Annotated in this window: 18 protein-coding genes; 14 read left to right on the forward strand and 4 right to left on the reverse strand. The window is 64.9% G+C overall.

Annotated features, from left to right (window positions below; genetic code table 11):
- The first annotated feature begins 264 nt into the window (after positions 1-264).
- The 4 genes from B7Z66_14205 (at position 265) to B7Z66_14220 (ending at position 7,425) form a co-directional block, all read left to right on the forward strand.
- A complete protein-coding gene (locus tag B7Z66_14205; protein OYV75066.1) occupies positions 265-3,441 on the forward strand; it encodes a hypothetical protein in 3,177 nt (1,058 codons plus the stop codon).
- Between the two features lie 606 nt (positions 3,442-4,047).
- The gene (locus B7Z66_14210; GenBank protein ID OYV75067.1) at positions 4,048-4,656 is read left to right on the forward strand and encodes a hypothetical protein; all 609 of its coding nucleotides are present in this window, start codon (positions 4,048-4,050) and stop codon (positions 4,654-4,656) included.
- On the forward strand, positions 4,653-6,251 hold the full coding sequence (locus tag B7Z66_14215) for a hypothetical protein (GenBank protein OYV75068.1): 1,599 nt from the start codon (positions 4,653-4,655) through the stop codon (positions 6,249-6,251). Before B7Z66_14210 ends, B7Z66_14215 begins: the two co-directional genes overlap by 4 nt.
- Positions 6,241-7,425 carry a type II secretion protein gene (locus B7Z66_14220; GenBank protein OYV75069.1) on the forward strand — a complete coding sequence of 395 codons (1,185 nt, stop codon included), beginning with the start codon at positions 6,241-6,243 and terminating at the stop codon, positions 7,423-7,425. Before B7Z66_14215 ends, B7Z66_14220 begins: the two co-directional genes overlap by 11 nt.
- A gap of 364 nt (positions 7,426-7,789) precedes the next feature.
- Here the strand turns inward: B7Z66_14220 and B7Z66_14225 are convergent, their stop codons facing one another.
- The 3 genes from B7Z66_14225 to B7Z66_14235 form a co-directional block, all read right to left on the reverse strand.
- Positions 7,790-8,719 (reverse strand): transposase, encoded by a 930-nt coding sequence (locus B7Z66_14225; GenBank protein ID OYV75070.1) that lies wholly within the window; start codon positions 8,717-8,719, stop codon positions 7,790-7,792.
- 205 nt (positions 8,720-8,924) lie between these two features.
- The gene (locus B7Z66_14230) at positions 8,925-9,752 is read right to left on the reverse strand and encodes a hypothetical protein (GenBank protein OYV75071.1); all 828 of its coding nucleotides are present in this window, start codon (positions 9,750-9,752) and stop codon (positions 8,925-8,927) included.
- Positions 9,753-10,208: 456 nt separating this feature from the next.
- Complete coding sequence (locus B7Z66_14235) at positions 10,209-10,790, reverse strand: hypothetical protein (protein OYV75072.1); 582 nt, start codon at positions 10,788-10,790, stop codon at positions 10,209-10,211.
- A gap of 678 nt (positions 10,791-11,468) precedes the next feature.
- Between B7Z66_14235 and B7Z66_14240 the strand changes: the two genes are divergently transcribed.
- From B7Z66_14240 to B7Z66_14285, 10 genes are all read left to right on the forward strand, one after another.
- Complete coding sequence (locus B7Z66_14240; protein ID OYV75073.1) at positions 11,469-12,716, forward strand: ABC transporter permease; 1,248 nt, start codon at positions 11,469-11,471, stop codon at positions 12,714-12,716.
- Positions 12,709-13,404 carry a lipoprotein releasing system, ATP-binding protein gene (locus B7Z66_14245; GenBank protein OYV75074.1) on the forward strand — a complete coding sequence of 232 codons (696 nt, stop codon included), beginning with the start codon at positions 12,709-12,711 and terminating at the stop codon, positions 13,402-13,404. The genes B7Z66_14240 and B7Z66_14245 overlap by 8 nt, the downstream gene beginning before the upstream one ends.
- Positions 13,405-13,499: 95 nt before the next feature.
- Positions 13,500-15,857, forward strand: coding sequence for a DNA internalization-related competence protein ComEC/Rec2 (locus tag B7Z66_14250; GenBank protein ID OYV75075.1), 2,358 nt, complete (start codon positions 13,500-13,502; stop codon positions 15,855-15,857).
- A 72-nt stretch (positions 15,858-15,929) separates the two neighbouring features.
- On the forward strand, positions 15,930-16,598 hold the full coding sequence (locus B7Z66_14255) for a biopolymer transporter ExbB (protein OYV75076.1): 669 nt from the start codon (positions 15,930-15,932) through the stop codon (positions 16,596-16,598).
- Positions 16,595-17,020, forward strand: coding sequence for a hypothetical protein (locus tag B7Z66_14260; protein ID OYV75077.1), 426 nt, complete (start codon positions 16,595-16,597; stop codon positions 17,018-17,020). Before B7Z66_14255 ends, B7Z66_14260 begins: the two co-directional genes overlap by 4 nt.
- A complete protein-coding gene (locus B7Z66_14265; GenBank protein ID OYV75078.1) occupies positions 17,017-18,789 on the forward strand; it encodes a lipid A export permease/ATP-binding protein MsbA in 1,773 nt (590 codons plus the stop codon). The genes B7Z66_14260 and B7Z66_14265 overlap by 4 nt, the downstream gene beginning before the upstream one ends.
- Positions 18,770-19,936, forward strand: a complete 1,167-nt coding sequence (locus B7Z66_14270; GenBank protein OYV75079.1) for a hypothetical protein — start codon at positions 18,770-18,772, stop codon at positions 19,934-19,936. The genes B7Z66_14265 and B7Z66_14270 overlap by 20 nt, the downstream gene beginning before the upstream one ends.
- Before the next feature lie 8 nt (positions 19,937-19,944).
- Positions 19,945-20,913, forward strand: a complete 969-nt coding sequence (locus B7Z66_14275) for a tetraacyldisaccharide 4'-kinase (GenBank protein ID OYV75082.1) — start codon at positions 19,945-19,947, stop codon at positions 20,911-20,913.
- Positions 20,913-21,092 (forward strand): tetraacyldisaccharide 4'-kinase, encoded by a 180-nt coding sequence (locus tag B7Z66_14280; GenBank protein OYV75083.1) that lies wholly within the window; start codon positions 20,913-20,915, stop codon positions 21,090-21,092. Before B7Z66_14275 ends, B7Z66_14280 begins: the two co-directional genes overlap by 1 nt.
- Positions 21,089-21,880, forward strand: coding sequence for a 3-deoxy-manno-octulosonate cytidylyltransferase (locus tag B7Z66_14285; GenBank protein ID OYV75080.1), 792 nt, complete (start codon positions 21,089-21,091; stop codon positions 21,878-21,880). The genes B7Z66_14280 and B7Z66_14285 overlap by 4 nt, the downstream gene beginning before the upstream one ends.
- A gap of 323 nt (positions 21,881-22,203) precedes the next feature.
- Here B7Z66_14285 and B7Z66_14290 read toward each other — a convergent pair.
- On the reverse strand, positions 22,204-22,512 hold a 309-nt coding region (locus B7Z66_14290; protein ID OYV75081.1), incomplete at its 5' end, for an addiction module antidote protein, HigA family.

Consider the following 22,512-nt stretch of genomic DNA (forward strand, 5'->3'; position numbering starts at 1 on the left):
AATCCGGAGCGTGAGGCCGTCGTTCGTGCAGACCTCCGTACCGGGAGAAAAGGGAAAAACGTTGCATGATTCAGGCGACAACTATCTTGACGCGCGCCGCACGCAACACCGCCGTCGCTGCATTCTCATCAATTCGCGCATTGGCGCAACGCCCAAGCGCAGCGGACGGCACCCCCAGATCGATGGGGTGCGCAATCAAGGGCCCGGCAGAACGTCTGGGCGCGGCTGTGGGTCCGGGCAAGGTTGGTTTCAAGCGCACCGTTCATGGTGGCCATGTTCCTTCTGGCGGCCTTGGTCGGAGTCGCTCCGGCCCTCGCACAGGCTCACTCGGAACTCGAACTTCCCAAAGCAGGTGGAGGGATGGCACCCCCCGGGACCTCCCCGACCGTGAGTTGGAATCAATTCCAGGCCAGTTGCGGGGGCGATGTCCTGGCCTGCGGGACGCAACAGGCCCAGACGGGAGCAATGCTACCGAGTTTGTTTTTTGCCCCGCCGACAGACCAGGCCTACGCGAGTTTCTTCCCCGATCACTGGTCGCAATTGAAATACGACCAATCGCATAACGCCGTGTTCAGCGTTGGCTCCGGCGCCCCCCCTTTCCTTTCACCGGGTGCGGCCTGGGCGTCCCCGCTGACTGGCGATGAGTTCCTACGCCTGGCGCGGGGGGTAAAACGATACGGCACCAACGGCGGTGAGGGCTGGGGCGCCGAGGTGGCGCAGTGGCTCGGCAACGTGACGGGCGTTTCCGTGGTCGACGGAATCGTCTACGTCCAGGAAAGCGCCAACGAGCTATTCGCCGTGGATGCGGCCACGGGAATCCCGATCTGGAAAGCCACGACCGTCAACGCGGATATGGGCGACTCGCTGGTCGAATCGATCAACGGCCATCCAATCGTGTTCGTGGCGGCCGGGGATGTCGGCTTCACGATCCAGACGGCGCTCGACTACGGAAACAAGGTCAGCCCCCCGACGCCGACCACGCGTGGCGCCAATTTTTCGGCCGTATACGCAATCGACGGGATTACCGGAAAGCGGCTCTGGCGTTTTGACACCAAGGGCGAGGCCATGCCCACCCCCGTCTACTATAACGGATCGCTGTTCTTCAACACGGGTGACGGGCACCTGTACGCGCTGAACGCCGCCACCGGAACTCTGGAGTCGGCATTCAGCAATCCGTTGTTCGGTTTCTCGAGCATGTCATCCACCAACTACTACGTGACGCCCGGCGGGCAGCTCTTCGTGGTCTACGGTACGCAGGATGCGAACATCGGCTCTTCAGCCGGCGATAACATGGTTGCGGTCAACGAGACCGATCCACAGAACCCTTCGCTCGCTTGGACGTACAACGTGGCCAAGGGCATCAATACCGGGTTGGGGGATGTGCCCGTAGTCGTTGACCAGGAACGCGGCCTTGTGCTGACCGACGCCCTCGTCAATACGGGAACGTCGACCAATCAGCAGCTCAACATTGCTGTCCTCGCAGTGAACGCGAATACCGGTGCGCTGGTCTGGAAGGCGCTCGCCGGTAGCGGCCCCAGCGGCTTCGTTCCGGTCGCGTTCAAGGGCAGCGTGCCCATGGTGCACGGAGGCAACCTGTACGTAGGTGATCTGCTCACCCAGACCTACCAATCCTACGACGAAGAGACGGGCGCGCTGCGGTGGGTCACCAAGCTCCAGAGTTCGAGGGACTTGCCGGGGACCGTCCATCAGCCGCGTGGAGGCGCCGCGTATTGGAACGGCAAGATCATCGAGGCCGAGGGACTGCACATCTGGACATTCGACCCCAACACCGGGGCGGTCCTGAATGACTTTATCGATCCCGGCTACTTCGGCGTTTGGGGCATCACCTCACCCGTCATCGTAGGCGACGAGATGTACCTCGGCGCGATCTCGGGGTGGGCGTTCGCGGTGCCGGCCAGTTACGTCACCACTCACCCGGGGCCCGGTCCCGGCGTTGGACCGACGGCCGCGCTCAGCGGCACCGGCAATTTCGGCGTGGCGGCCAGCGCGATGGTGCCTGCCAACCCGCCGTGCTACTCGGACCCCACCGCGTTGCCGACAGGGAGCCAGGCCGCGGGCTTTCCGCGCACATGGCTGGCCTACGCGGGCGGGCAGCAGCACAACGCCGTGGTCCAGCGGGGGCAGGCCGTAAGTTATTCTTGGCAGACTCCGCTGAACGAGGCGCTCGGCCTCGCCGCATCGCCGAGAGATGCAGACATCTTCGGCGCCGAGCAGGCAACGGAGATGACGAGCTTGGCGTTCGGCGCAGGAACCGGGGTCAGCCCAGCAAATGGACTGATCTATGCAGGGAGCGATCGCTACACGGTCAACGCGCTCAACGCCGCCACGGGCAAGCTCGCGTGGAGTTTCTGTACGATCAACGCGGACTACGGGCAGCCCCTGGTAACGCCTAACACGGTAATCGTCTCGAGCGGGGATCCGTGGTTCAACTTCTCCGGTACCGTGGCATTCAGCAAAGGCCAACTCACGCACGTCGGTGCAAGCTTCCAAAACCTCCACGGGCTGGATCCGATGACCGGGAAGGAGAAGTGGACATTTTACACAAAAGCGACGGACATGATGACACCGCTGTACTACCAGGGAAATCTCTACTGGGCAGACGGCGGCGGAGACGTATGGGGTATCAATGCCGATACCGGTCAGGACGTCGCTCCGTTCGAGGATACAAATGGAAATTCGACCCTGAGCATTGGCGGACTGAATGCGATCGACTCCGCCAATATCGTCCAAGGAAGATCCGGCCCGCCGCTGATGGTGGTCGGAACCGCAAACCCGACGGCGTTTTATGCCATCAATCTCGACGACGACACCGTCTACTGGAAGCTCAGTTCGCTTCCGCCAAACCTGACGTCGTACGCTACGGGCTTTGCGGCCTCCTCGTCGGCCGTCGACCAGCGCGACGGATTGATTATCACTTCGTTGTTGGTCAACGCGGATACCACCACCAAGACCGTCACGGATGAGGCCATAGCGATTAATGCCAGCGACGGTAGCGTGGTGTGGACAGCGCCGCTCGGCACGGGGCCGATTCCCTACGGCTACACCGCAGCGACGCCCTTCATGGACAGTGGGCATGTGGTCTTCGCCGACCCGGTCTCGAAGAGCGAAGTCGCTCTGAATCCGGCCACCGGCCAGCAACTGTGGTCCACGCCGCTCGGCGAGCAGTCCAAGGCGCCTGGGGTCATCGTCCGAGGTGTGGTGGTTCAGCCGGCAGGGCCGGACTTGTTCACCCTCGATGAGCAGACTGGGAGTATTCTCAACACGCTCCCGGTGGGCGGGAATTTCAAGAGCAACGGACCGTCAGTGGTGGGTAATACGTTGTACGTAGGCAATTCGTGGGGTTGGGTGATGGCGTTCCCACTCGACTCCCTCGGCGTTCCGGAGGCTGGCCACGGCCACGGCGACGGATCGTCATCGTAATAAGGTAAGGGAACGGGCGGCCGGGCGCGTTATGCGGCCGGCCGCCCTTCCGTCTGTCTGCGGGGGTGCAGTCAAAGGGAGATGGGTTTGTTGGAGAAACCGTCGGCGGGAACACCCGTTTGCGATGAGCCGGCAACACGGACTCCACGGTCTCGAACAACTCGGGGCCGGTGAGCAGATTAAAAAAGGTGAATGCATCACTGTTGCGGACGTGCTGATGCAAACGCTTATGTTGCAGCTTGGCCGCCAGGGTGAGTACGATTCATAACGGCCGTCCTTTCGGATGATGGGTGGTGGTTTAGCGATTACCATCCTACTCGCCAGGACGGTCGTTTTGTTTATGCATATCCGTCGGTTAAGCTTAAGTAAGCGCCATTTGTCACCGACCCCTTTAATTCGCATCCGCCCGCACCACTACCCGACCCAGCGCATCACCCTAAAGAACCGGCAGGTGGTGACGCCCACTCCGAAGCAACTCCAGCGCATCGACCGCGAACTGACCCGCATCCACACCGACCTGCGCCACTGGAGCCCGGCGCTGCACGTCGACGTGGCGTTTAGCACGCCGCTCAAGGGCGTGCTCACAGCCCCTTCGGCGCGCGCCGCATCCTCAACGGCAAGCCGCGCAAGCCCCACAGCGGCATCGACATCGCCGCCCCCGCAGGCACCCCCATCCGCGCCCCCGTCGGAGGGACCGTACTCGATACCGGCGACTACTACTTCAACGGCAAGACCGTGTTCATTGATCACGGCCGCGACTGGTCACCATGTACTGCCACCTCAGCCGCGTCGACGTCCATCGGGATCAGCGCGTCAAGGATGGGCAGATCATCGGGCGGGTCGGGCGTACTGGCCGCGTCACCGGCCCCAACCTCCACTGGGGCGTCAGCCTCGACGGCGCCCTGGCCAACCCGCCCCTCTTTCTGCCCAAGCCGGCCGTCACCGCTCTGCGCGCGCCCGACCGGCGCGCAAAATCCGTCCCGGCGCCGACCCGAAACTCGCCAGTGCCCCCGTGAGCTGATAACATCCACCGTCGGCCACCCGAGCGCCATAAGGGGAGACGGGGCGGCTGGCCCCGGGGCCGGTGGTCCGCTAGGGGATCGACGGCACTTCGGAATACCGGGCTCAGCGCATCGGTCGGATCGTTCGCCGGGAGGCGAGTGGAAAGGACAGAAACTGACCCTCTTTCGTTCACTTGATTCCTGGTTTTCATGACCCGCGAGCGCGAACATCACATTGGGCCGGCCGCCGCCCCCGGGGGCCCTCGCCCGGAAGCGCCGACCCGCGATCCGGACTCTCCCAAACATGAAATCCTCGCCCGCCTCTCCGGGCGGTACCGCTGTCCGGCGGTCGAATACGACGAGGATCTGACGGTACCACGGGACCTCCTGCGACGCCTGGACCTGGACACGCTGAGGTCCGAACTGTGGATGCCGCTGTCGGTCCGCGGCGACCGCGCGGAGGTCATCGCCTGCGATCCCGACGACCCCGAGTTGAACCGGTGCATCCGCGAGACCCTCGGCGTCGACGAGATCGGTTTCCGCGTCGCCACGCGCCCCGACCTCGTGCGGCTCATCGAGAACAGTTGGGACGTGAATGCGGGTTGTCCCGCCTCGGCGGGGAGGACGCCGCTGGCCAAGGCGCGGGCCTATCTCGCCATCGTCCGGACCCGCTACAGCGTCCAGAGGACGCAGTTGGCGAGGAGCCGCACCGGACTCGCGCTCACTCGTACCGGACTCGCCTGCGTGAGTATCGCCGTGGTGTTTCTGCGGCTGTTCGGTGCCGGGGGTCTGCTGGCGGTGGAGATTCCGCTGTTGATCCTGGGAGTCGCCGCCATCGCCGACGGCCTGTTCTGGTACCTGCCGGCGCGGGGCGAAACGCGGGAGATCAAGCCCTACCCGCTCTACGAGGTGCCAGAGGGGTTTTCCTCGCTGGAGGTCTCCGATCCCGGCGGGGAGATGAACTTCGGGCGCAGCGCGGTGGTGGAGGGCGCAGCGGCGTTGCGGCAGGACTGGGACTCGCTTTCGCCGGTCGAACGACGGCGCTTCCTGGCCAACGACCGCCTCAATATCGCCGAAGAGCGAACGGTGCAGGCCTACCTGCGGACGATGATGGCCAAGGCGCGGACCGGCCTCGCCTTCGGCCGTACCGGCGTCAGCTTCGTCGGCATCGGTATCGGCTTCCTGCGCCAGTTCGATCCGGGCCTGTGGTCGGTGTTCGACTGGGCGCTGATCGCCGCGGGCACGATCATGCTGGCGGAAGGATTCTATTGGTACCTGCCGGGCAGAAAGGCGGCCGAAATCGGCCGCGAAACCATCGCCAAGGCGAGCGGGAAGAAGGGTCCCTGGGATCTCATCTTCCCTTCCTTGTGCCTCTACACGACGCTGAACCGGGGCCAGTCGGCCGAGGCCGCGTCCCCGCAGGCGCAACCCGGAGTGTGGGCCACCACGGGCCTTGCGCTGGAGCGTACCGTGCTCGCCGACCAGCGCAACGCGATGTCGATGTTGCGGACCCTGCTGGCGCGCTCGCGCACCGGAAGCGCCTTCATCCGGACCGGCTTCAGCATCATGGCCGTGGGCGCCGGCCTGTTCGTCTATTTCGGCGCCGGGAACGCGCTCTGGGCGGCGTTCGACGTCCTGCTCGTCGTCGTCGGCCTGTACCTGATCGGCGACGGCCTGCGCTGGGCCCTGCCGGCGGAACGGATCAAGCGGCGCTCGCCCTTCTGCGCGGGAGACTTCGAGATCGTCCACCCCGACTACAGCGAGCCGACCGCATCCTGGGAACGGCTCTCCTTCCGCCATGACAACTGAATCGACCCCCTACCTTGCTCTCGTGGAGGACGGCGTCCTCTCGATGCAGCAGCTTACCGCCGCGCGCGCGAGCGCCGACGCCCGCGGCGTCGAGCTGGAAAGGGTGCTGCTGAGGGACCTCCGCGTCCCGCGCTGCGCACTCCTGACGGCACTCGCCCGGCATTTCGGCTGTCGCTTCATGCAGTACGACGAGCGCATACCGGTTTCCACGCGCCTGTTCGCCGGCCTCGACCGTGACATGCTCCGGACCGGCAAGTGGTTCCCGGTCATGATGCTCGGCGATACCTCGGTCATCGCGGCCGCCGACCCGCACAGCGAGACGATGAAGGCGGAGGTGATGCGGTGCGTCCCGGCGGCCCAATACGAGTTCCGCGTCGCCCTCGCCGAGGACCTGCGCTGGTACATCCAGGACTATCTGCACGCCGAGGCGAAGCTGCTGATCGGCATCGAACGCACCGGGCTCGCCCAGTGGCGCAACAACATGGCGCTATGGCGCACGCGCCTCGCCTGCCACCGCACCGAGCACGCCCGGGCGCGGACGTCCATGAAGGCGTTGCGCTGGGGCCTGGCGATGGTGGCCTTGTCGAACGCCCTCACGCGCTACCACGAGAACGTCCTCAGGCCCCATCACATCGCCATCCTCGTCGTGGGGATCGCCCTGGCCGCCGCGGGGCTCTACGACTATCTCAAGATACGCCGCCGGTGGATGAGAGCGCCCTGGCGCCATGCCATTGTGAACGTCACCGCCGAGGCCATCCGCTTCACCGACCGCTATCATCTCGAAGACGTGCTCGCCAAGCCAAAGGACAAGAGCATGCTGGCGCGCCTGGCGGCGTCCATCCCCGACTACTGCTCCTACATCCCGCCGGTGCCCGCCAGCAAGGAGCGCACCTACCTCGCGCGGGAGCGCACCATGCTCGCCGCGCAGCGGACCATCGCCGCCAGCCACCGTACCCTCTACGCGCGGGCGCGCACCGGCCTTTCCTTCCTGCACACGGGCATTTCCTTCATGGCTCTCGGCTTCGTCATGAAGCAGGTCCTCGGCACCGGCCCCTACAGCTACCTCGACTACGTCCTCGTAGGCGCCGGCTTCCTGATGATCCTGGATGGCGCCCTCTGGTACCTGCCCACCCGCGCGGTGAGATACGGAATCGGAAGGACCGCTGTCGAGTAGAGGCCGGTTCAGATCACGCCAAAGGGAGCCGATTTCTTTGGCGACCGCCTACAAAGCGACGGGGACAGATTTTTTTGGCGGTGCCAAATAAATCTGTCCCCGTCGCTTGTCCGTGCGCTTCATCGCCTGGGTGAAGGTCTCGGGCTTGCGGGTCTCGCCACTGAAGAAGGCTACTTGGCGCACCTCGGTGCGCTCGGGATGTCTGAGGCACCGGCTGCGCAGGTGACAGGGCCGGCACGCGGACTTGGGCCCCTTAAATTTAACCGCCGCATAGCCGTTGATCACGACGTTGGAGCCACTGCTGTAGAGTGACTTCCCCGCCGGACAAATGCAGGTGTGGCGCTCGGGATCGTAACGGAAGTCTTTATTGGTAAACCGGTCGCTGCGACCCTCCCACTGGCGCTTCTCTTCCCGATAGCGGGCCTTGTATTTGTCGACATCCTGGAAACGCGGATCGCGTCGGCGCATACGGTTGTCCGCCAAGTACCCATCGATATGGCGGCTGTAGAGGTACTCCGCGTTGCACTCGGTGTGAAAGCCGCTGTCGGCGGTGACCTTGGCCCGGCGGTACACGTTGGCCCTCGCCGTGGACAATGACCTGGTGCTTGTCATCCACCGCCGCCACCCCGTCATAGCCCTGGATCACCCCGTGGCTGGTCTTCATCTTGGCACTGTCATTGTCGGTGACGTTGCTCTTGCGCGGCTTGCCCGTCTTGCCGGGCTTGTCGTCGCGCTGATCGAGCCAAGCCTTGAGCTTCTTCACCTGGCGCTTGAGGGTGTCGATGTACTGCTGCTCCTGCGTTACCACCTCGGCGTGGACCTCGCGCTGGTCGCGTTCCCGGTGGACTTTGAGCATGCGCCGGATCGCCCGCTCCAGCTTGACCTTCTTCTGCGCGAGCTCCGCCTTGGTGCCGCTCCATTCCTTGCTCGCGTTGGACGGCAGCTTGCAGCCGTCGATGGCGAACATCTCGCGCCCGATCAGTCCCTGCGCGTCGCAGATCAGCAGCACGTTGCGAAACAGACCGACGATCTCTACCTCCATCCGGCTGACGAAATCGGCAATCGTGGTGAAATGGGGCTGGGTATCGGCCGATAGCGCCATGAAAATGACATTCTCACGGCAGGAACGCTCAATATGACGGCTGGACACGATCCCTCGGGAATACGCGTACACCACAATCTTCAGCAGCAGCGCCGGATCGTTCGACAGGTCCAGTTCGTGGTCGACCAGATGGCTGAGGGTATATTCGAAGGTGCCGGGGAGAATCTGGTCCTTGAAGGCGATGGGAATCATCTTCGTCTGCTCGTAGCAGTAATCCTTGTAACGGAGCCATCTCCTAGCCCCCTTTGACCACTAACCGGCCCCCGTCATCGATCGGATTCCGCCCACTCCGGTAATTATAGGTCGAAATGCGGTTTTCCTACAGGCTCAACGCTCCACTTCAGCCGCGGATTTGACGGCGCGAAGCGGCGGCAAATACGTCGGCTGGAAGTGATGGTTAGCTTTCATCTTCCTGCGGTTGATTGGGAAGCGAGTAGTTTTTTATATCTTTGATTGCTTCGAGAAGTTTTATTGTTGCACCCGCATCCAATATGTCCCCGCTATACCTAACCTCGTAGAGACCTTGAAGATTTGATGGGAGCTTTACGCCATCACGAACCAAGAGAATGAAACGCCGCCCATAGAACGCCATTGCTGCGCCGATTTCTATCAGCACGTTGGGGTTGAGAAGAACATGCTCAGTTGATTCGCCGTCAGTTATAGTGCGATCAGCATCAACATGAATGATTGCTGCTCCGCAGCTTCTCATATCATCCATAACCTTTTCAGGCACTGGCTTTGAAACTGATTGCCGCTCCACCGATATAACGGGTTCCAGCTCACCGTACTCAAGTAGTTTTTTTACTGGATCTACCAGTTCGCGATTCTTTCCGTGAGTTATGAATACGCGCTTTCGCCTTTGGTCATCTACGATTGCAGCGGCGAGAGTGCTTCTTCCTCCGCTTGGAGCGGGTGGCTGGGGCTGTCGCGGCTTGGCAGGTTCCGGCAAAGTCGAAGGGTCTTCTGCAGCGCCGCTTTCATCGTCTTTGGCGGCAGGCGTTGCGACGACCGAATTGCCTGCACCTTGGAGGCTTACATATGGCTTGTTCCTTATTTCCTCAATGTAGCCGACCGACCTAGCACTTTCATCTATTCGAAGCAAAACATCTGTAGCCTTTCCACGCGGAACCCCCATGTCCTCAAGAACATTCAGCGCGATGTCCTCGCGTGGGAATGGGTGGCCGTCGTAGTTCCGGAGAAATTCTCCAAAAACTCGCGGCTTCAAAATCGCCTCCCGCTTCCCAGAAATATCAGCGTCTTCTGATTTTGGTCGAAGGATTGTTCTAGAAAGATCAGTTATCGTGATATTGGCAGCCTGCGCCCCACCTTCAATGAGACCAAAAGCTATGGCTGCGCCCGTTAAAACCTTCAGCTGCGAACCCTTTGGATCAACGTTCAGAGCTTTCGCGAAATAAAGCGGAGATGTTGGCTTTCCTGCATAGTGCTCCAGAATTGCCGCTGGTACACGCAATGCTTCGTCCAGCGAAGCCGCTGGAACGTCGGACTGCTTTAGGTAAGTCCGCGGCGCCGTAGCTTCTGGCTCCGGCTTGCTTTTTCGAGTGCTCGACGTCTTCTTCGTTGCCACGATCCATTCTCCCTGAAAGCTAACGTTCAGGTTCAGCCGCGACCTTGTATGAGCGAAGCGAAGGCGAGGTCGTCGGATGGAACCTGTGGTTAGATGTCATTTGTACGGCTGGCCCTCTGCGATTAAGACTCCTGCACTATTGAAGTGGAAATTCCGTTTGAAACCACCGGCCAAGCACGCGTTAATTCTGCGCAAATGATCTGACAATGACGTAGCTCTCTTTGTCAGGACATCGAACTCGTCGATCCGCCACGTCCGGTCTAATGACGCATCTCCCTTCTTACTTCTCTTTGGCTTAATTCCGGGCGCCTGTCCAAAGTCCCCCGTTTCTGTGCCGTACCACCCAATAAACCATGTACTATGCAGCACGTCATTTCGATCTCGCGTCAATGTTTGAACATCTGCCAAAACCTTCGACACAATTTTCTCGTCCTGACTTGATAGTTGGCATGTTTCTGCGATGAGGGCGGCTGTCAGGCTGCGAAGCGGCTCGGCTGTGAGCTCGGCGAAGATGATGTTTAATACCTTCGAATTCTTCAGCCCTTGCGCATGGAGCAGATTCATCGCTATGTGCCGCATAGCAAAACAAACGTGCTCGAACTCAACTGCAAAGCGGCCAACCGCCTGGTACAGAGCGGCAGTCTGTCTCTCAAACGATTCGCTGGTTGTGTCGTCCATTACAGGTGCCTGAATGACATCTAACGACTAATGACCGACCCAATTGCCAGATAACTCCGCCCCCCGGGTTCCGGCTCAGGAGCAACCCACTAAATTCTCATGGAAATATATCGGATCGGCAAGCGAATGTCCCGCGGATAGGCGGCAATGGTGCCGGGTAAATCTTTTGGGCGGTGGTTTGACCGGTATCGTGATATCGGTGACAGGGCGCATCAGAAAGGGTCGGGAAAACAAAAGAATAAGACGTCGCGTGAAGCCCGATATTATCAAACCTTGCGGTGCTGGAGACAAAACCAGTAACGGGCAGGTTGGGTACCGCAGGCGAGCGGGGCCTGGCGTCAGGGACGATTACACATGGCGGAGTCAGCGGGTGGGACGGCGGGACGGGATGGGTCGCTGGGCTGCCTCCAAAATGTGCAGGGGGTGGCGCTACCAGGAGCGCACGGAACAGGCGTGCCTGCCATGAACCTGGCATTTCAGCTTGTTTCACGGGAAGCGTCATCCAGGTGAACCGGGCGGGGCGGGCGTAGCGGCCCCCGGTAGCCGGGTCGGATCGGGGTGGGGCTGGCACGCCCTGGCGGGGGCATCGAGGTGCCCGCGGCTGCGGCAGGGCAGGGCGCCCGCACGGCCGCCGGGTTCAGTCGAACCGGGCCCGGCTTTATGGTCTAATGGCGCCCCATGTTCAGACCCCTGGAACTCTTTATCGGCCTGCGCTATACCCGCGCGCGGCGCCGCAATCATTTCATCTCGTTTATCTCCATGACCTCCATGCTCGGCATGGCGCTGGGGATCACGGCGCTGATTACCGTGCTCTCGGTGATGAACGGTTTCCAGAAGGAGGTGCGCGAGCGCATTCTGTCGATGGCGGCCCATGTCACCATCACCAGCGCCTACGGCCGGCTCGAGAACTGGGAATCGGTCTTGAAGGAGGTCAAGGGCTTTCCCCATGTGATCGGCGCCGCCCCCTATGTGGAAGGGCAGGCGATGCTCGCCGACGGCTCGCTGGTGAGCGGGGCGTTCGTGCGCGGGGTCGCGCCAAGCCTGGAGCCGCAGGTGGATTCGGTGGGCAGCAAGATGGTGTCCGGCCACCTGTCGGATCTGAAGCCCGGGGATTTCGGCATCATCCTCGGCAGCAAGCTGGCCCTGGCTCTGGGAGTGGACACCGGGGATAAGGTCACGGTGGTGACGCCGCAGGCGATCGTGACCCCGGCCGGGATCCTGCCGCGCCTGAAACGCTTCACGGTGGTGGGCATCTTCAATCTGGATATGTATGAATACGACCGCGGGGTGGCGCTGATCAACCTCCAGGATGCGGAGCGGCTGTTCGGCACTCAGGGCACGGTGACCGGCGTGCGCCTGAAGCTCGATAACCTGATGCTGGCGCCCCAGGTGGCGCACGAGTTGTCCGCCAAGCTGCCGATCACCGATGTGGTGGAGAACTGGACCCAGCAGCATGTGAATTACTTCCGCGCGGTGCAGACCGAGAAGACCGCCATGTTCGTGATCCTGGCGCTGATCGTGGCGGTGGCCGCCTTCAATATCGTATCGACCCTGGTGATGGTAGTCACCGACAAGGAGGCGGATATCGCGATCCTGCGCACGTTGGGGGCGACCCCGCGCGGGATCATGACGATCTTCATCATTCAGGGCACGGTGATCGGCGCCATCGGCACGCTGGTGGGGCTGATCGGGGGCGTCTCGCTGGCGCTCAATGTGGGGACCGTGGTGCCGTTCATCGAGCGGCTGTTCCACGTGCAGTTCATCCCGGAGCAGGTGTATCTGATCAGCGGTTTTCCGTCGGACCTGCACTGGAACGACGTGCTGCACATCTGCACCATGGCCTTTGGGTTATCGGTGCTCGCCACGTTGTATCCGGCCTGGCGCGCCTCGCGCACCCAGCCCGCGGAGGCGCTGCGCTATGAGTGAGGCGGTGGTGGAATGCCAGGGCCTCGCCATGACCTTCAAGGAAGGGGCGCTCAACGTGGAGGTGCTGCGCGAGGTCAACCTGACCGTGGGTGCCGGTGAGCGCATCGCCATCGTCGGGACCTCGGGCGCCGGCAAGAGCACGCTGCTGCATCTGCTCGGGGGGCTGGAGCGGCCCTCGCGCGGGGAGGTGCGGGTCACCGGTCAGCGCATGAACGCGCTCCGGGACGCGGCGCGCAGCCGGTTGCGCAATCAGGCCCTGGGGTTCGTGTATCAGTTCCACCATCTGCTGCCGGAGTTCACCGCGCTGGAGAACGTGGCCATGCCGCTGATGCTGCGCCGGCTCGCACCCGCGGAGGCGGCGCGTCGTGCCCGAGCGGTGCTGGAGCGGGTGGGCCTGGCGGATCGCTTGGAGCACAAGCCGGGGGAGTTGTCGGGCGGGGAGCGCCAGCGCGCCGCGGTGGCGCGCGCCCTGGTGACCGAGCCGCGCTGCGTGTTGGCGGATGAGCCCACCGGGAATCTGGACCAGCGCACCGCGGGACGGCTGATCGACACGATGTTGGAGCTGAACGAGGGTTTCGGTACCAGCCTGGTGGTGGTGACGCATGATCACGGGCTGGCGGAGCGGATGGATCGGATCTATCGTTTGGAAGACGGGTTGTTACTCGAAGAAACAATGGTAAAACAATAGACTGAATAGCTAACATAAGCTTTATTCTAGAAGTTGTACGGGAGTGACGGCGCCAGGACGGCGCCGCTTGTCAGCGGGTTTCACGGGGCCAGGGAGTGGCGCACGTGTACGCGGGAACCATTGCCTTCCTGTTGGGTGTGCTGGCCTTGCAGCAGCGGGCCACGCTGCCGCACCCGTCCTGGGCCCTGCTCATTCCGTTCCTGTTGCCGTGGATGTTGCGGCGTGGCCGATGGCGGCTGCCCGCCACTGCGCTGACCGGTTTCCTGTGGGCGGCGCTCTACGGCGCGTGGCTGCTGTACCCGGGTCTCGATCCGGCGCTGGAAGGGCGTGATCTGGCGCTGACTGGCTGCGTAACCGGAATCCCCGAGCGGCGCGAGCGCAGCGTGCGCTTCGTGCTCCGGGACCTGCGCCGGGCCGGGGCGGCCGGGGCGACCACGCTGCCCAAGCGCATCCGGCTGAGCTGGTATCACACGCGCCAAGCGGTGCACGCGGGGGACTGCTGGCAACTGACCGTGCGGCTCAAACGCCCGCACGGGTACCGCAATCCCGGGGGGTTCGACTACGAGGGCTGGTTGTTCCGGCGCGGGGTGCGCGCCACCGGTTACGTGCGCCCCGATCCCGGTAACCATCGCAGCGGGCGCCATTGGACGCTCGACCGGATGCGCGCGACGCTGGCGGCCCGCATCGATGCCGCGTTGGGTGCGCGCCCGCTGGCCGGGGTGATCCGTGCGCTGGCGGTAGGTGACCGGCAGGGGATTAGCCGGGAGCAGTGGTCGATCCTCAGCGCCACCGGCACCAGCCATCTGGTGGCGATCTCCGGTCTGCACATCGGCCTGGTGGCGGGCCTCGCGTTCTTCTTGGTGGGCCGGCTGTGGGCGTGGCCGGGCAGCACGGTGCGCTACTGTGCCGCGCCGCGCGTGGCTGCCCTCGGGGCGTTGGCCGCGGCGTTGGTCTATGCGCTGTTGGCGGGGCTCTCGCTGCCCACCCGCCGCGCGCTCATCATGGTGGCGGTGGCCATGGGCAGCCTGTGGCGCAGCCGCACCCTGGCCCCGGGGCGCTCGCTGTGCCTGGCCTTGCTGGTGGTCCTGGTGGCGGAGCCGACCGCGGTGTGTTCGGCGGGGTTCTGGCTGTCGTTCGGTGCGGTGGCGGTGATCCTGTACGGTGCCAGCGGGCGCTTGCGCGGGACACGCTCGCGCCTCGCCTGGGCCGGGCTCCAGCTGCGCGTCGGGGTCGGCCTGCTCCCGTTGCTGGTGATCGGGGCGTTTCCGGTCGGACTGCTCGCGCCGCTCGCCAATCTGGTGGCGGTGCCGTGGGTGGGTTTCGTGGTGGTGCCGCTGACGCTCACCGGCAGCGCGCTGCTCGGGCTGAGCCCGGCGCTCGGCACTACCCTGCTGCGCTGGGCGGAGCAGGCCCTCGAAGGGTTGTGGCCGGTGCTGACCTGGTTGGCGCAGATCCCCGGGGGCCACTGGATATTGGCATCCCCACCGGCGTGGACCTGGGGGTTGGCGGTGCTCGGCACGGCGCTGTTGCTGGCCCCGCGGGGATGGCCTGGGCGCTGGCTCGGTGCGGTGTATCTGCTGCCCCTATTGAGCGGTGGCGTGCCGGCACCGGAGCCGGGGGCGGTCCGCTTTACCTTGCTGGACGTGGGGCAGGGCTTGGCGGTCGTGGTGCGCACCCACCGTCATGCCCTGGTGTTTGACACCGGACCGCGCCTGGGCCCGGGCTTCGATACCGGGGCCGCGGTGGTGGTGCCGTATTTGCGCAGCCAAGGGGTGGGTCGGGTGGACCGCCTGGTGGTGAGCCACGGCGACAACGACCACATCGGCGGCGTCGCCTCCCTGCTCGAACAGATCCCGGTGACTGATATCCTGAGCAGCGTGCCGGAACGGATCCCGGCAGCGGCCGGCCGGTGTCGGCGCGGGCAGCACTGGGAATGGGACGGCGTGGCGTTCGAGGTGCTGCATCCCGGCGCCGGGCACCGGTTTCGGGGCAACAACGCCTCGTGTGTGTTGCGGGTGTCCAACGGCGCCGGTGCGCTGCTGATCACCGGGGATATCGAGGCGCCAGCGGAGCGCGCACTGGTGAACGAAGCCGCGCGCGCGCTCCGCGCGGAATGGATGACGGTGCCGCACCATGGGAGCCGCACTTCTTCCACGCGCCGGTTTCTGAAAGCGGTGCGGCCCGGTCACGCACTGATCCCGGTCGGCTACCGCAACCGCTTCCGTCTGCCCAACCGCGCGGTGGTGGCGCGTTACCGCGCCGTGGGGATCGCGCTCCTGGATTCGGTGCGAGAGGGCGCGATCACCGTGGACCTGGACGCGCACCGGGGGAGCCGATGGGCCGCTTACCGGCGCCAGGAACAGCACTACTGGCACTGGAGGCCGGCGGACCCGTTACCGCCCGGGCCGGGCGCGGCGGCGGGGCGGGTTCCGAAGCGACTGCGGAACCAGTAAACTGCGTACACCACCGGTCCGGACCCGGAGCGCGGCGCGGACCGGACCGGACCCAGATCTTCCCGGATCCCCATGGACCGCGCTCACCGACGAAGGAACCGCACCTTGTTCGAACTCGTTAAGTCCGGGGGCTGGTTGATGGTCCCCCTCATCGCCGCGTCCGTCGTGGCCCTGGCGATCATCGGCGAACGGCTCTGGACGCTGCGCAAGAGCAAGGTGGTCCCCCGGCACCTGGTGGCGCAGGTCTGGCACTGGTCCAAGAACAAGCAGTTGGACAACGCCCATATCAATTTGCTGCGCACCAGCTCGCCGCTCGGGCGGGTGCTCGCGGCGGGCCTCGTCAATCGGCATCACTCGCGCGAGGTGATCCGGGAGACCATCGAGGACACCGGTCGCCATGTGATCCATGAGCTGGAACGCTACCTCAATTCCCTGGGGACCATCTCGGTGATCTCGCCGCTGCTCGGCCTGCTCGGAACGGTGGTGGGCATCATGAAGGTATTTGACACCATCCGCGTCACCGGCGTGGGGAATCCGAACGTCCTGTCCGGGGGCATCGCCGAGGCCCTGATCACTACCGTGGCGGGGCTCTCGGTGGCGATCCCGAGCCTCATGTTCTACCGCTATCTCCGCGGCCGGGTGGATGAGCTGGTGATCGAGATGGAGCAGGAGGCGATCAAGCTGGTGGAGGTCTTGCAGGGTATGCGGGAGCGGGACGGAACCGAGGGGGATGAGCGATGAACCTGGGCCGGCGGCGCGGACATGAGGACCCGGAGATCAATCTCACGTCGATGATCGACGTGCTGCTGATGCTGCTGTTGTTCTTCATCATGTCCACCACATTTATCCATACCAGTGCGCTGCGCGTGGAATTGCCCACTGCCTCCGCCAAGCCGGTGCCGGAGCAGGCGGATTCGGTGGAGATCGTGATCGACGCGAAGGGCCATTTCTTTCTCAACCGCAAGGAGTTGGTGAACGACCGGCCGGACACCGTCAAGCAGGCCCTGAAACAGGCCATCGCCGGGCGTACCAAGGTCCCGCTGGTGATCGCCGCCGACGGCCGCACGCCGCACCAGGCGGTGGTGACCGCGATGGACGCGGCCGCCCAGCTTGGCATCCGCAATCTGACCATCGCCACCACGCGCCCCACGGGCCAGGATTGAGCGCGACCCCCGTCTCCGCAGGACCGCCGACCGGCGCTGCGGTATACCGCCGGCTGCTGCGCTACGCCAAACCGCACTGGAAGCTGTTCCTGATCGCGGCGTTCGGGATGGCAGTGTACGGTTCCACCGACGCCGGATTTGCCGCCATCATGAAGCCGATGCTGGACGGCAGCTTCGTGCGGCGCGATCCCGCGGTGATCCGCATGATCCCGCCGTTGCTGATCGGGCTGTTCACGCTGCGCATGGTGGCGGGATTTTTGTCCACCTACGGCATGAGCTGGGTGGGACGGCGCGTGGTCACCGATCTGCGCGGCGATCTCTTTCACCACCTGCTGCAACTGCCCGCGCGGTTCTACGACCAGGTTTCATCCGGGCCGTTGCTCGCGAAGTTCACCTACCACGTGGAACAAGTGGCACAGACCACCACCACCGTGGTCACGATTCTGATCCGCGACAGCCTGACGATCCTGGCGCTGCTGGGGTGGATGTTCTATCTCAATGTCCACCTATCCCTGATCATGCTGCTGGTGGGGCCGGTGGTGGCGGTGATGGTGCGGCTGTTGACCCGGCGTCTGCGGCGCGTCAGCACCCGCATCCAGGACTCCATGGAGGATGTGAGCCACGTGGCGGAGGAGGCCATCGAGGGCCAGCGTGAGGTGAAGATCTTCGGCGCGCAGGAATACGAGGCACGGCGCTTTGACCGGGTCAACGAGGCGAACCGGCGCGCGAATATGAAGCTCGTGGTCACCAATGCCGTCTCCACCCCGCTCAGCCAGTTGGTGGCCGCGGTGGCGCTCGCGGCGATCATCTATCTGGCGACCCTGCCGCACATGCTGGAGCGGATCACGGTGGGGACCTTCGTCTCTTTCATCACTGCGATGATGTTGTTGCTCCCACCCCTCAAGCGGCTCACCTCCATCAACGGGATCCTGCAGCGGGGCATCGCGGCGGGACTCAGCCTGTTTGAACTGCTGGACATCGCGCCGGAGGCGGATCCGGGCGCGCGGCCGATCGCGCGGGCCCGGGGTGCGCTGGCGTACCGGGATGTCACCTTCACCTACGCTGCCCAAAAGGGTGCGGTGCTCTCCGGGGTTTCCGTGCAGGTGGCACCGGGGGAGATGCTCGCCATCGTGGGGCGCTCCGGCAGTGGCAAGACCACGCTGGTCAATTTGTTGCCGCGGTTCTACGATCCCGACGCCGGCGAGATCCTGCTCGACGGCGTGGACCTGCGGTCCTACCGCTTGGCGGACCTGCGCGAGCAGATCGCGCTCGTGGGCCAGCAGGTCACCTTGTTCAACGACACCATCGCCAACAACATCGCCTACGGACGGCGCGGACCGGTCGCGGCACGGGAGATTCAGGCCGCCGCCGAGACCGCCAACGCCATGGAGTTCATCCAACGGCTGCCGGATGGTCTGGATACCCCGGTGGGGGAGAATGGGGTGCTGTTGTCCGGCGGCCAGCGCCAGCGCATCGCCATCGCCCGGGCGCTGCTGAAGAACGCCCCGATCCTGATCCTGGATGAGGCCACCGCGTCCCTGGATTCGCATGCCGAACGCGCGATCCAGGCCGGCCTCGAGGAACTGCTGCGCAACCGGACCACCCTGGTCATTGCCCACCGGTTGTCCACCGTGGAACGCGCCGACCGCCTGGTGGTGCTGCACCGCGGCGTGGTCGTGGAGACCGGGACCCACCGCGAGCTGCTGGAACGCGACGGCCATTACGCGGTGCTGTACCGGATGCAGTTCCATGAACCCGCGACCCAGTGACGGCTACGGCAGTCGCGGGTGGCGCTTGTGGTGGCAGGGGTTGCGCGACCGTGCCCACGGACGCCACGCCCGCGCCAACGCCCGTTGGGGCCATCTGCGGCCCCCAACGGGGCGCGGCCGGGTGGTGTGGTTGCGGGCCGGCGCGGCGGCATCCTCGGTGCGCCTGGCGGCGGAGCTGCTGGGCGCGATCCGCGACCGCCGCCACGACGTGCGCCTGATCCTGACCTTTGAAGAGGAGCATCCGGCGCTGCTGCGCCGCTATCTCCCCGGCGTGGAGCGGATGGGATTCGGTTACGGCCCCTGCGATGCGCCCCGGGCGGTGCGGCGCGCACTGGCGCGTCTGGATCCATTGGGCCTGATCCTGGTCGATTGCGCGCCCGCGGCGCGCCTGATGCGTGCGGCCGCGGAACGCGGCGTGCACGTCGTGGCCTACCACACGCCGGCGGCCACGGATGCCCCGGTAGAGGCGGCCTATCCCAAAGATGCGGAGGCGGCGGCGCAGTGGGCGGCTGCGGGTTGCGCCGGCTATCTCGCGCCGGCGGCGGATCCCGCCACGCTGTTCACCGAGGCCCAGGTGGAACCGACCCTCGGCAGTCTGGTGCGCGGCGGCGGCGAGCAGCGGTTGTGGTGGGTACATGGGGCGGCAGATCCGGAGGCGTTCGCGGGCGCATGGTCGCGTTCGCCGCTGGCGCGCGACGGCGTCCTGTTTGCCAGCGACGCGGGAGAGATCCCGGCGCCGCTGCCCACGCCGCAGTGGCGTTCTATCCGCGGTTGGGATCGCAGCGCGCTCGCCGCGGGCAGCCGGGTGTGGGTGGATGACGCGCGCTGGCTGCCGGCGGTGGCGGTCTCCTGCTCCGGGGCGTACCTGGAGACGGCGGCGCGCCCGGTGCTCTGGCAGGCCCTGGCCGCTGGCGCGTCTTTGATACTGGGATCGGAACCGCGGGATCGGCTGCCGTGGCGCGGGGATCCGGACGCGCCGCCCGCCGGGACGGGGCCGGAGGCAGTGCTGGGCCACTGGCAGACGTTGGCGCGCCAACCGACGGTGGATCGGGCGCGGGCCGACGCGGGGCGCCGGCGGTTCTGGGAGGAGCGGCGCCGGGCGGACCAGGTGCTGCAGGAGCTACTGGGACGGGTATTCGACTGGTGAGCCGGCTGATGCGTCTCTGGTACGGTGGTTCCCCCTGGTCCTGGGTACTGGCGCCCGTGGGCGGCGTGTACCGCTGCGTCACTACGGTGCGACGCTGGTGTTACCGTAGCGGTCTGGCGCGCGTTCACCGGCTGTCGGTCCCGGTGGTGGTGGTGGGCAATCTCACCGTGGGGGGCACCGGTAAGACCCCCCTGGTGGTGTGGCTCGCGGACGCGTTGCGCGGTGCCGGCTTCCAACCCGGGATCGTGCTGCGAGGCTATGGCGGCTGCGCCCGGCATTGGCCCCAGCAGGTACGGGCGGACAGCGACCCCATCGCGGTGGGGGACGAGGCGGTGCTGCTGGCCCAGCGTACCGGCTGCCCGGTGGTGGCGGCGCCGGACCGTGTCGCCGCCGCCCGGGCGTTGCTGGACTCCACCCATTGCGACGTGGTGCTGGCGGACGACGGGCTGCAGCACTATCGTTTGGGACGGGATATCGAGATCGTGGTGGTGGACGGGGTGCGCCGTTTTGGCAACGGCCGCTGCCTGCCCGCGGGGCCCCTGCGCGAGCCGGTGGGCCGAATGCGGCACGCGGACTTCGTGGTGGTGAACGGCGGCGTTGCCCTCGGCCAGGAGCTGGGCATGAAACTGGTGGGCGCCGTCGCGCGCAACCTGGTCGACGAAACCACCCGTCCCCTGGAGACCTTCCGGGGCGAGGAGGCGGTCCACGGGGTGGCAGGTATCGGCGATCCGGAGCGGTTTTTCGCGGATCTGGAGCGTGAGGGCCTGACGCTGGAACGCCATCCATTTCCGGACCACCACCCGTTCCAGGCCCAGGACCTGGAATTCGGCGACCAACACCCGGTGCTGATGACAGAGAAGGATGCGGTAAAATGCAGGCGCTACGCCCAAGGCCATCATTGGTACGTGCCCGTGGAGGCGGTTCCGGATCCGCGCTTTGGAGAACGGCTGCGGGCACGACTCGGGAGGATCGGATGATCGACAAGAAATTGCTGGAAATCCTGGTGTGCCCGGTTTGCAAGGGGCCGCTGGTGTATCAGAAGGCACAGAATGAGCTGGTCTGCCGCGCCGATCGCTTGGCGTATCCGATCCGTGACGATATCCCGGTGATGTTGGAACCGGAAGCGCGCGAGTTGGATGCGGACGAGACGGTGTGAGCGCGCCACGCACGACCGCGTTCAAGGTCGTGATCCCGGCCCGCTACGGGGCCACGCGCCTGCCCGGGAAACCGTTGCGGATGTTGGCGGGGCAGGCCATGATCCTGCACGTTCTGGCGCGCGCGCGGGAGAGCGGCGCCGCAGCGGTGGTGGTGGCCACCGAGGACGTCCGCATCCGGGATGTGGTGGTGGCCGCGGGTGGCACGGTGTGCATGACCAGCGTGCGTCACCTCTCGGGTACCGACCGCTTGGCCGAGGCCGTTACCCAACTCGGGTGGGGCGATGAGGAGATCGTCGTAAACCTGCAGGGGGATGAGCCGCTGATGCCCCCCGGGCTGATCCGCCAAGTGGCGGAAGACCTGCACGATCACCAAGCGGACGCCCGTGTTGCCACGCTGTGTACCCCGATCACCGACCGCGCCGTGCTGTTCGATCCCAACATCGTGAAGGTGGTATTGGACCAGGTCGGTTACGCCCTGTATTTCAGCCGTGCGCCCATCCCCTGGGCGCGCGATGCGTTTGCCGCCAGCGGCACCGGTCTCCCGCCGGAGCCGGTGTATTTCCGGCACCTGGGCATCTATGCCTACCGCGCTGCGGCGTTGAAGGCGTTCGCGGCCCAGGACCCGAGCCCGCTGGAACGCCTGGAGACCCTCGAACAACTGCGGGTGCTGTGGCACGGCGGGCGTATCCACGTCGCGTGTGCCGCTGAGGCCCCAGGCCCGCCCGGCGTTGACACCGAAGCCGACCTGCAACGCGCCCAGGCGCTGCTGGAAACGCCGCCGCAGTAGCCGGCGTGGCGGCCCGGACACGCCCCGGGGCGGCGAGCCGGCCTGCTGAATTTCCTGTCGTGGGTACCGGGGGTGCCCCAACGCTCTGGTCTTTATTAGGGCTATGTGCAAAATCTGATTGAAAGCCGATGACTTCTGAGGTCAAAAGCACTGGTGCCGCATACGTGACCTGGGTTGGAATATGGAGACCGAACGCGATTGTACCTAGAAGGCTCTTGGTTGGAATGAGTGTCCGGTTTGCGGAACTGCGCCCTACCGCCGCTCCCGGCCATGACCGGTCTCTCGCGGCGCCCAACTCCGGACATTGGCGAAGCACGGATAACTTATGCCAATCGTGGTTGGCTTCCCATACGTGTCTTCTTGCCGTGGCGGTTCAAGGTCGGTAGCTCCTTGATCGCCCTGCCGGATTTTTGTTCTGCTAGGCGTAGCTCATAGATAGCCTGCAAATTCAGCCAGAACGCCGGACTGGTATGGAAGAAATGGCCGAGTCGTAGTGCTGTATCCCCGCTAATGGCACGCTGGCCATTGAGTATTCCCGTGATGCGGTTCGCAGGCACTTTAAGCCTGCGGCCAAGCTCTGCCGCGCTTAAGTCGAGCGCCTCGAGTTGTTCGGCAAGGTGTTCGCCGGCATG

The sequence above is a fragment of the Chromatiales bacterium 21-64-14 genome (assembly GCA_002255365.1).
GTDB lineage: Bacteria > Pseudomonadota > Gammaproteobacteria > 21-64-14 > 21-64-14 > 21-64-14.